This window comes from Pseudomonas sp. B19125, from assembly GCF_044218855.1.
GTDB lineage: Bacteria > Pseudomonadota > Gammaproteobacteria > Pseudomonadales > Pseudomonadaceae > Aquipseudomonas > Aquipseudomonas edaphica.
Genome location: NZ_CP162589.1, coordinates 1,186,132 through 1,195,041, shown reverse-complemented (window position 1 = coordinate 1,195,041; position 8,910 = coordinate 1,186,132). Strand labels below are relative to the sequence as shown.

General features: G+C 59.7%; 8 protein-coding genes. 7 read left to right on the top strand and 1 reads right to left on the bottom strand.

Annotated elements, in window-relative coordinates; genetic code table 11:
• Positions 1 to 90: 90 nt before the first annotated feature.
• The gene (locus AB4P96_RS05455) at positions 91 to 327 is read right to left on the bottom strand and encodes a hypothetical protein (RefSeq protein WP_395600573.1); all 237 of its coding nucleotides are present in this window, start codon (positions 325 to 327) and stop codon (positions 91 to 93) included.
• Positions 328 to 903: 576 nt separating this feature from the next.
• Here AB4P96_RS05455 and AB4P96_RS05450 point away from each other — a divergent pair.
• The 7 genes from AB4P96_RS05450 (at position 904) to ycaC (ending at position 8,813) form a co-directional block, all read left to right on the top strand.
• Entirely contained in the window at positions 904 to 2,301 is a 1,398-nt protein-coding gene (locus AB4P96_RS05450) for an amino acid permease (RefSeq protein WP_395600572.1), read from the top strand.
• Complete coding sequence (locus AB4P96_RS05445) at positions 2,285 to 3,580, top strand: aspartate aminotransferase family protein (protein WP_395600571.1); 1,296 nt, start codon at positions 2,285 to 2,287, stop codon at positions 3,578 to 3,580. The genes AB4P96_RS05450 and AB4P96_RS05445 overlap by 17 nt, the downstream gene beginning before the upstream one ends.
• A 74-nt stretch (positions 3,581 to 3,654) precedes the next feature.
• A complete protein-coding gene (locus tag AB4P96_RS05440; protein WP_395600570.1) occupies positions 3,655 to 4,383 on the top strand; it encodes a TetR/AcrR family transcriptional regulator C-terminal domain-containing protein in 729 nt (242 codons plus the stop codon).
• Positions 4,384 to 4,502: 119 nt separating this feature from the next.
• The gene (locus tag AB4P96_RS05435) at positions 4,503 to 6,500 is read left to right on the top strand and encodes an acetoacetate--CoA ligase (RefSeq protein WP_395600569.1); all 1,998 of its coding nucleotides are present in this window, start codon (positions 4,503 to 4,505) and stop codon (positions 6,498 to 6,500) included.
• Complete coding sequence (locus tag AB4P96_RS05430) at positions 6,497 to 7,675, top strand: thiolase domain-containing protein (RefSeq protein ID WP_017136018.1); 1,179 nt, start codon at positions 6,497 to 6,499, stop codon at positions 7,673 to 7,675. Before AB4P96_RS05435 ends, AB4P96_RS05430 begins: the two co-directional genes overlap by 4 nt.
• A gap of 1 nt (position 7,676) precedes the next feature.
• Entirely contained in the window at positions 7,677 to 8,057 is a 381-nt protein-coding gene (locus AB4P96_RS05425) for a Zn-ribbon domain-containing OB-fold protein (protein ID WP_017136017.1), read from the top strand.
• A gap of 123 nt (positions 8,058 to 8,180) precedes the next feature.
• Positions 8,181 to 8,813, top strand: a complete 633-nt coding sequence (gene ycaC / locus AB4P96_RS05420) for an isochorismate family cysteine hydrolase YcaC (protein WP_099547568.1) — start codon at positions 8,181 to 8,183, stop codon at positions 8,811 to 8,813.
• Positions 8,814 to 8,910: the final 97 nt, after the last annotated feature.

Genomic DNA, 8,910 nt, shown 5'->3' with positions numbered 1-8,910 from the left:
AAAAACTACGAACCAATTGTCCAGCACCTGTTGGACAATTGGATAAGCAAAGGCAGACTACCTACAGCCCGGCCCGTCTCTCAAGCCGCATCATTTGGGCTGCAAACAATCCACAGCCCGATCTGCCACCATCTTCGCCATCTCCACCAAATGCATTACCGCCCGATACGGCGCTCCCAGCGGTTCACCAAGCGCCTGCGACGTTGCCACCGCACATTGCAGCAACTCAGCCACTCGCACCCAGGCATCCTCGAAGCTCAGCTCTTCGTTAACAGTAAATGGCTTAGTCGCAGCCGATGACGGCAAATCCGAAACAACGTTATCCATAGAAAACCTCTAGCAGTAAGTGGTTACCACCGTCCTTTCGCGACTAAACGAGCAGAGGTGGCGGCTGTACGCAGGTTAGTCGACCGGCCGCTAGGCACCGGCGCACCCGAAGGTGCCCTGCGCACAGCCACCATAAAGTGCAGGTGAGGAAACACCTGGCTTTGGGATGGCGCGTGCGCCTAGCGAAGTCCGGGCGACTAAACCCGATCACTGAAAAAACAGTGACGGAACGCAGCCTAGTCGCGGAGTTTAGCTGGCGCAAGCGCCTGGAATTCTCTAGGAAACGTCCTTCAAATGAAAGGGATCCGCCCTGCTGGCCCTTGGAAATCACCCCTAATTCTCGACCGTACCCCCCCCACCCATCTGTTTCCCCGGGTGACACGCGTGCGCCCTCCCCCCAGTCAACATCGCCACAACGAAGCTTCCTACAAACATATCTAAACAGCCCGTTTAAAAACCGCTTGCCGCCGCGTTTAGCATTTGGCCCAAAACCTGCTTATTGCACACCGTACAATAAAATCCGGTCTGAGCCGGGCCACCTCACTACTGCTGTGCAATACAGCTTGGGGAATGCTGATGTCCACACCACCGCTTCACTCTTCCAACCATGGCTTGGCGCGGTCGCTCAAGGAGCGGCATGTGATGTTGATTGCTATCGGCGGCATTATTGGGGCCGGTTTGTTTCTGGGGTCAGGCAAGGCAATTGCCACGGCGGGGCCGGCGTTGTTGCTGGCGTATGCGTTGTGTGGGGGGATGGTTTATTTGATTGCGCGGGCGCTGGGTGAGTTGTCGTTGTATCGGCCCGGTAGCGGGTCGTTTGCGACGTATGCGGAGGAGTTTTTGGGGCCGCGGGTGGCGTTTATCACGGGGTGGTCGTATTGGTTGATCTGGATTCTGGTGGGGGTGCTGGAGGTTACGGGGATCGGCTTGTTGATGAAATATTGGTTCCCGGAATTGGCACAGTGGATTCCAGCGTTGGTCACCACGGTGGTGTTGATGGTGATCAACTTGTTTGCGGTGAAGACGTTTGGCGAGGTGGAGTTCTGGCTGGCGTTGATCAAGGTGGTGACGATTGTCGGGCTGATTGCTGCAGGCTTGGCGATTCTGATATTCGGGCTGGATACATCGTCGCAAACCACCCCTTCAATCACCAACCTGTGGCGGCACGGTGGGTTTTTCCCGAATGGCTGGAGTGGCTTTTGGTACGCGATACCGTTGGCGGCGTTTACCTTTGCCGGGGTCGAGGTGATTGGCTTGGTGGCGGCGGAAACGGCCAACCCGGAGCGCACATTGCCGCGAGCGATCAATAGCATCATCTGGCGGATGGCTATTTTTTATATCGGGTCGATCGCGGTGATCATGGCCCTTTATCCCTGGAACCAGATCGATACCTCACAAAGCCCGTTTGTGAGGGTGTTCGACAGCATTGGCCTGGGGATTGCGGCCGGGCTGATCAACTTTGTGGTGATCAGTGCGCTGGCGTCGTCGTGCAATACCGGGTTGTTTGCCACCAGCCGGATGTTGTTTGCGCTGTCGCATATTCAGCAGGCACCCCGTCAATTGCAGGTGTTAAGCCCGCGCCAGGTGCCGGCGCGTTGCTTGATGGTGTCGACCGCGATTTTGCTGGTGGGGGTCTTGCTGAACTATTTGATGCCGGAACGTATTTTCAACCTATTGATCACCGGCATTCTGGGCCTGTTGATTTGGGTATGGGCGGTGATCATCACCACGCATATGGCGTATCGGTGCAAGGTGCAGCGCGGTGAGTTGCCGCTGATGGCGTATCGCTTGCCATGGGCTCGGGGCAGCAGCGTGTTGGTACTGTTGTTTTTGGCTGGGTTGACGGTGCTGGTGATTCGCGACCCGGAGACGCGCACGGCGTTTTACGTGGCGGCGGCCTGGTTTGCGCTGTTGCTGCTGGTGTATCCGAAGCGCAACGCACCCAAGGAGCTGAGCGATGTTCACAGCGCCTGATAGGTCCGCGTTGCAAGGCTGCATCACACGCTATACCCACGCCAACCCCAACAGCGCCCGGCAACTGGACGTGGCCGCGCGGGTAATGCCGGGTGGCAATACGCGCTCAGTGCTGTTTTATGAACCGTTTCCGTTGGTGATGTCGGGCGGGACGGGCTGTTTTCTGGATGACCTGGACGGGCATCGTTATGTCGACTTTCTCGCCGAATACACCGCAGCGCTGTATGGGCACTCCCACCCGGTGATCACCCAGGCACTGACGACGGCGATGGCAAACGGGCTGAACCTCAGCGCCCCTACGCAACTGGAAGCGCGGTTGGCAACGCTGATCGTGGAGCGCTTTGGTTGTATCGAACAGGTACGCTTTACCAATTCCGGTACCGAGGCGAATCTGCTCGCGCTGGCGGCGGCACGGGCCTACACCGGGCGCGATGGCGTCATCGCGTTTAACGGCGGTTATCACGGCGGCGTGTTGAGTTTTGCCGGGCCAGGCACGCCGATGAATGTGCCCCACCGCGTGTACCTGGCGGATTACAACGATCTACGCAGTGTCGAGCGTTTGCTGTTTGAGCACCCTGGCGCGTGTGCGGCGATCCTCGTGGAGCCGATGTTGGGCGCCGGTGGCTGTATCTGCGCCGCACCGGGCTTTCTCGAGGGTTTGCGCGCGTTGAGCCGTGCGCATGGGGTACTGCTGGTGTTCGATGAGGTGATGACTTCACGCCTTGGCCCAGGCGGTTTACAGGAAAAACTCGGCATAACGCCTGACCTGATGACCCTGGGCAAATACCTCGGCGGCGGGATGCCCTGTGGAATGCTGGGTGGCCGACGAGACATCATGGCGCAGTTCGATCCGCGCCATGGCAGCCTCTCTCACGCAGGCACCTTTAACAACAACGTACTGACCATGGCGGCGGGTATCGCTGGATTGGAGCAGGTGTATACCCGTGAGCAAGCCCTTGCGTTGAATGCAAGGGGCGACCGGTTGCGCGAGCAACTGAACGAGGTGCTCGCCTGCATGCCGATGCAGTTTACCGGGCAGGGTTCAGTGATGAACCTGCATCCCACAGGCTTGCCGATTCTTCGGCCCACGGATATCCCAACGGACCGAAACCGCCTACGGGACCTGTTCTTTTTTCACCTGCTTGAATGTGGGATCTACAGTGCACGGCGCGGGCTGTTTGCGTTGAGCCTGCCGCTGACCGAGCACGAAATGAATCGGCTGGTTAACGCTACACAGGCTTTTGTAGAACGCTATGGAGGCATGTTGACCAGAGACTGACGCCGCGCCTGGAAGAGCGACAGCGAATCGACGACCGGCTATCCTTTCGCCGTCGCTCAACCGGAACAACGTCCATGACCAGCAAAACCGCAAACCCACGAGGCAGGCGTAAAAAAACCGTTGGCGAAGACCCGCAAAACCAACTGAATAAAGACACGATTATCGCCGCCGCATTGGCATTGATCGACCGCGAAGGCCTGGAAAAATGCAGCCTGCGCAACTTGGCAAATAGCCTGGCCGTGTACCCCACGGCCATTTACTGGTACGTCTCGTCACGTGAATTGCTGTTGAGCGAAGTGTTGGCCAAAGTCCTCGAACAGGTGGCACCGCGGCCTCAGGAGCGCTGGCAGGACTACCTTCGCGCCACTCTGGTTAATTGCCATAACGCTGTGCACCAGCACCCGAATGTGGCGCCGTTACTCGGTGCGCAACTGGTCTCCAACACCCGCACCGACTTCAAGTTGGTGGAAGGCGTATTGGCAGCGTTGCAGCAAGCGGGTTTCAGCGGGCCTTCATTGGCTGGCGCCTACAACACATTTATCGCCGCCCTTGCCGGTTTCACCACCTTGGAGTTCGCCCCGCTGCCGGAGAACACCGAGGCGTGGCAGAAGCAAGTACAGGAAAGCCTGCAGGCCGTTGACGCCGAGCAGCACCCGACCCTTGCGCAGAACATGGACCAGCTCAGCAACCGAGGTTTCAGCCTGCGCTGGCAAAATGGTGTGCACGCGCCGCTGCATGAGAGCTTTGCGTTTTATGTCGACACCTTCCTCTGCGGCCTGGAAACCCTGGCATCGCGTCGCTGAAAAATCGCACAACATAATCAGAAAGCCCATCAATTGTACGTCGTACAATTTATCGCTACAGTCCGTCACGCATGAATACCCCATGACCCTAAAAACAAAAACGTCAGAGGTCTTTAATCGTGGCGACTGCATTCAACGAAGTGGTCCAGGGCCAACGGCTTTGGCAGCCCTCCCCTGAACATATCCAACATACCCGCCTCACGCATTACCTGGCTTGGCTCAAACGCGAGCGCGGGCTGAGTTTTGTCGACTACCACGGGCTATGGCAGTGGTCGGTCGATGATCTGGACGCTTTCTGGCAATCTATCTGGGACCACTTCAAGGTGCAGACCAGTAGCCCCTACCACGCGGTGCTGGGTGATCGTAGGATGCCGGGTACTGAGTGGTTTCCCGGCGCGCAGCTGAATTTTGCCGAACACCTTTTGCGCAACGAACGGCAAGGCGATGCGCTGCTCTACCTGAGCGAATCCGCTGCGTTGCAGGGCTTGCCATGGGTCGAGTTCTGCGACCAGGTGCGCACGCTCGCCAGCTATCTGCGAGAGCTCGGCGTAGTGCCCGGTGATCGCGTGGTGGCTTACCTGCCAAACATTCCCGAGGCGATGACTGCGCTATGTGCCTGCGCAGCCATCGGTGCGATCTGGGCCAGTTGCTCGCCGGATTTCGGCAGCGAGGGTGTGCTGGATCGGGTGCGGCAATTAGCGCCGAAAGTGCTGTTGGCGGTGGACGGTTACCGGTATGGCGGCAAGGTGTTTGACCGGCGCGACCAGGTCCGGCAGATCGTCGGCGAGTTGGGCAGTATCCAACAGGTGATTGTGCTGCCGGCGCTGTTTGCTGATGAGCCATTGACGCTGCCTAACGCCATCGACTGGCACAGCTTGCGCCTGCGCCCCAGCGTGCCCGCCGCCGATTTCCAGTGCGAGCAAGTCCCCTTCGATCATCCGTTATGGGTACTGTTCTCGTCCGGCACCACGGGGGTGCCCAAAGCCATCGTTCACAGCCATGGCGGGGTTCTGCTGGAGCAGCTCAAAGCACTGCATCTGCACCTGGATTTTCGTGCGGGTGACACCGCCTTCATTTTCACCACCACCGGCTGGATGATGTGGAACACCTTGTTCAGTGCCTTGCTCTGCGGTGTACGCCCGGTGCTTTACGACGGCCATCCCACCTGGCCAGGCACCGATGCGCTGTGGCAAATCCTGCAAGACAGCCGCGCGAGTTTTTTCGGCACCAGCCCCACCTACATTGAACTGATGCAACGCGAGGGGGTGGTGCCCGGCGAGCGTTTTGACCTGCACGCACTGCGCACGGTAATGCCGGTGGGGTCGCCGGTTTCACCGCAGTGTAATGCATGGTTTTACCGCAACCTGAGCACGGCGGTGTGGGTCAACACGGGCAGCGGCGGTACGGATATCTGCACCGGTTTGGTCAGTGGCGTACCGACCTTGCCGGTGTATGCCGGCGAGATCCAGGCGCGCGCCCTGGGGGTGGATGCCCATGCGTTTGATGCGCACGGCCAACCGGTGATCGATCAAGTCGGCGAGCTGGTGGTGAGGTCGCCCATGCCGTCGATGCCGGTGTATTTCTGGAATGACCCCACGGGAGAGCGCTATCGCGACAGCTACTTTCAGCCGTGGCCGGGCGTGTGGCGCCATGGGGATTTCTTTTTGCTCAATGCTCGCGGCGGCTGCCAGGTGCTGGGGCGTTCCGATGCGACGCTGAACCGCTTTGGCGTGCGGATCGGCACGGCAGAGATTTACCGGGCGCTGGAGCACATCGCAGAAATCGAGGATGCACTGATCGTTAACCTTGATTTGCCCGAGGGCGGTTTCTTTATGCCGCTGTTTGTACAGCTGCGTGCCGACGCGGTGTTGGATGAGCCTTTGCAGCAACGCGTGAACGACTGCCTGCGCCTGGCGTGCACACCTCGGCATGTGCCGGACTGCATCCTGGCTGTACCGCTGATTCCCACCACCCTCACCGGGAAAAAAATGGAAGTGCCGGTACGCCGGATCCTGATGGGACACGACCCGCAGAAAGTCGCCAACCGCAGCGCCATGCGTGACCCGCAGGCGCTTGAGTTCTTTATCGAATACGCCGCCCGGAGCCGCCAGCCATGAGGGGTAAAGCTTATATCGTGGGTGCCTATGAACACCCTACCCGCCACGCCACGGACCGCTCCCTGGCGCAGTTGCATGCCGATGTGGCACGCGGCGCACTGGAGGATGCGGGGCTGAGCCTCAGTGATGTCGACGGCTATTTCTGCGCCAGTGATGTACCGGGCTGGGGAGCGCCAGGCGTAGGGCCGTTCTCCATGGTCGAGTACCTGGGTATCCAGCCACGGCACCTGGATACGACGGAAAGTTGGGGCTCGTCCTACATGCATCAAGTCGCCCAGGCTACACGCGCCATCGCCGATGGGCGCTGCCGTGTCGCCTTGATCACCCAGGCCGGGCGCCCGCGTGCCGAGCGCCAACGTCCGCAAAGCAGCGCATTAGACCCAGCGTACAGCGCCTGTGAAGCACCGTTTGAAACGCCCTATGGCGCTGCCGTGGTCAACCGCTACGCGATGTGCGCCATGCGCCATCAGTACGAACACGGCACCACGGCCGAGCAATTGGCCTGGATAAAAGTCGCGGCATCGCACCATGCCCAGCACAACCCGCAGGCCATGTTGCGCAATGTGGTGACGGTGGAAGACGTACTGAGTTCACCCTGGGTCGCCGCCCCTTTGCGGCGCTTGGACTGCTGCGTGATCAGCGACGGCGGCGGCGCCCTGGTGCTGGTGCATCCAGCCATTGCGCGCTCGCTCAAACGGCCGCTGATTACGCCTATCGGTTCGGGCTATGCGATTAACCATCTGAACGGCGGTTACTTCGACCTGCTGACCTCAGGTGGCGCGCAATCCGGCGCCGATGCATTCGGTGAGGCGCGCCTCACACCTGGCGATATTGACTACGCCTCGCTGTACGACAGCTTCACCATCACCGTATTGATCCAGCTGGAAAACCTCGGTTTTTGCGCCCCTGGCCAGGGCGGCGCCTTTGTCAGCGACGGCAAGTTGATCAGCGGTGTCGGCCCCTTGGCGGTAAACACTGACGGCGGCGGCCTGTGCAATAACCACCCCGGCCATCGCGGCGGCATGGCCAGGCTGATCGAGGCTGTGCGCCAGTTGCGCGGCGAAGCACACCCGGCCGTTCAACGGCCTCATTGCGCACTGGCTCTGGCCCATGGCACCGGCGGCCTGCTGGGTTCACGCCACGGCAGCGCCACACTCATACTGGAGCGCCTTTGATATGCCACTGACCTCACCGCACATCACCGCGGAAAGTGCGCCCTTCTGGGCTGCCGCCAATCAAGACCAACTGTTGCTACGCCGTTGCCTGGACACCGGCAAGGCCTACTACTACCCTCGCGATCACAGCCCGTTCACCGGCAGCACCGCAACCGATTGGATCGTCGCCAGCGGTGGCGCCACCTTGTACAGCTTCAGCTATAGCGGGCGCGCAGACGACGTGCATTGCATTGCCTACGTGACGCTCGACGAAGGGCCAACGATGTTGTCGGTCATCCAGTGTGAGGCTGCGCACCGCTTGCGCATCGGGCAACGGCTCAAGGTGGCGTTTGCGCCCACGCCGAGCGGCCAAAAAGTCCCCGTGTTTGTTCCGTCAGTTTGATTGTCCTTTTTAAGTTGACGGTAAAACACATGCCAGCCGATTTATCACGTCCAACACACCCATTAATCTGTGCCCATGTTGAACGCAACGCCAAACCAACCCAACCAAAAAAGGACTTCAACCATGAGCACGCCAACCCTCAGCCGCTTGAACAAAGACGACGCCATTGTTCTGCTGATCGACCACCAAACCGGCCTGATCTCGCTGGTACAGGACTTCTCCCCCAACGAGTTCAAGAACAACGTGCTGGCCCTGGCGGACGTCGCCAAGTTCTTCAACTTGCCGACCATTCTCACCACCAGTTTCGAGCAAGGCCCTAACGGCCCGTTGGTGCCGGAGTTGAAGGAGATGTTCCCGCAGGCGCCGTACATCGCTCGCCCTGGTCAGATCAATGCGTGGGACAACGAGGATTTCGTCAAGGCGGTCAAGGCGACTGGGCGTAAGCAGATTGTCATTGCGGGTGTGGTGACGGATGTGTGTGTGACGTTCCCGACGTTGTCGGCGCTGGCGGAGGGGTTTGAGGTGTTTGTGGTGACGGATGCGTCGGGCACGTTTAATACGACGGTGCAGCAGGCGGCGTGGAGCCGGATGGTGCAAGCGGGGGCGCAGATGATGAATTGGTTTTCGGTGGCGTGTGAGTTGCAGGGTGACTGGCGCAACGATATCGAGGGGCTGGGGAATTTGTTGTCGCAGCGGATTCCTAACTATCGGAACTTGATGAACAGCTATTCGGTGCTGGCAGCGCGTCAGGGGTGAGGTTGAGCGGCTTTAACCTGTGGGAGCGGGCTTGCCCGCGATGGCGGTGAATCAGTCACTACATTCGGTGGCTGACATACCGTCATCGCGGGCAAGC

Excerpts from the sequence above, each read along its gene's own strand:
- AB4P96_RS05445 (WP_395600571.1), top strand. The coding sequence starts at position 2,285 with ATGTTCACAGCGCCTGATAGGTCCGCGTTGCAAGGCTGCATCACACGC.
- AB4P96_RS05425 (WP_017136017.1), top strand. The coding sequence starts at position 7,677 with ATGCCACTGACCTCACCGCACATCACCGCGGAAAGTGCGCCCTTCTGG.
- AB4P96_RS05430 (WP_017136018.1), top strand. The coding sequence starts at position 6,497 with ATGAGGGGTAAAGCTTATATCGTGGGTGCCTATGAACACCCTACCCGC.
- AB4P96_RS05440 (WP_395600570.1), top strand. The coding sequence starts at position 3,655 with ATGACCAGCAAAACCGCAAACCCACGAGGCAGGCGTAAAAAAACCGTT.
- ycaC (WP_099547568.1), top strand. The coding sequence starts at position 8,181 with ATGAGCACGCCAACCCTCAGCCGCTTGAACAAAGACGACGCCATTGTT.
- AB4P96_RS05455 (WP_395600573.1), bottom strand. The coding sequence starts at position 327 with ATGGATAACGTTGTTTCGGATTTGCCGTCATCGGCTGCGACTAAGCCA.
- AB4P96_RS05450 (WP_395600572.1), top strand. The coding sequence starts at position 904 with ATGTCCACACCACCGCTTCACTCTTCCAACCATGGCTTGGCGCGGTCG.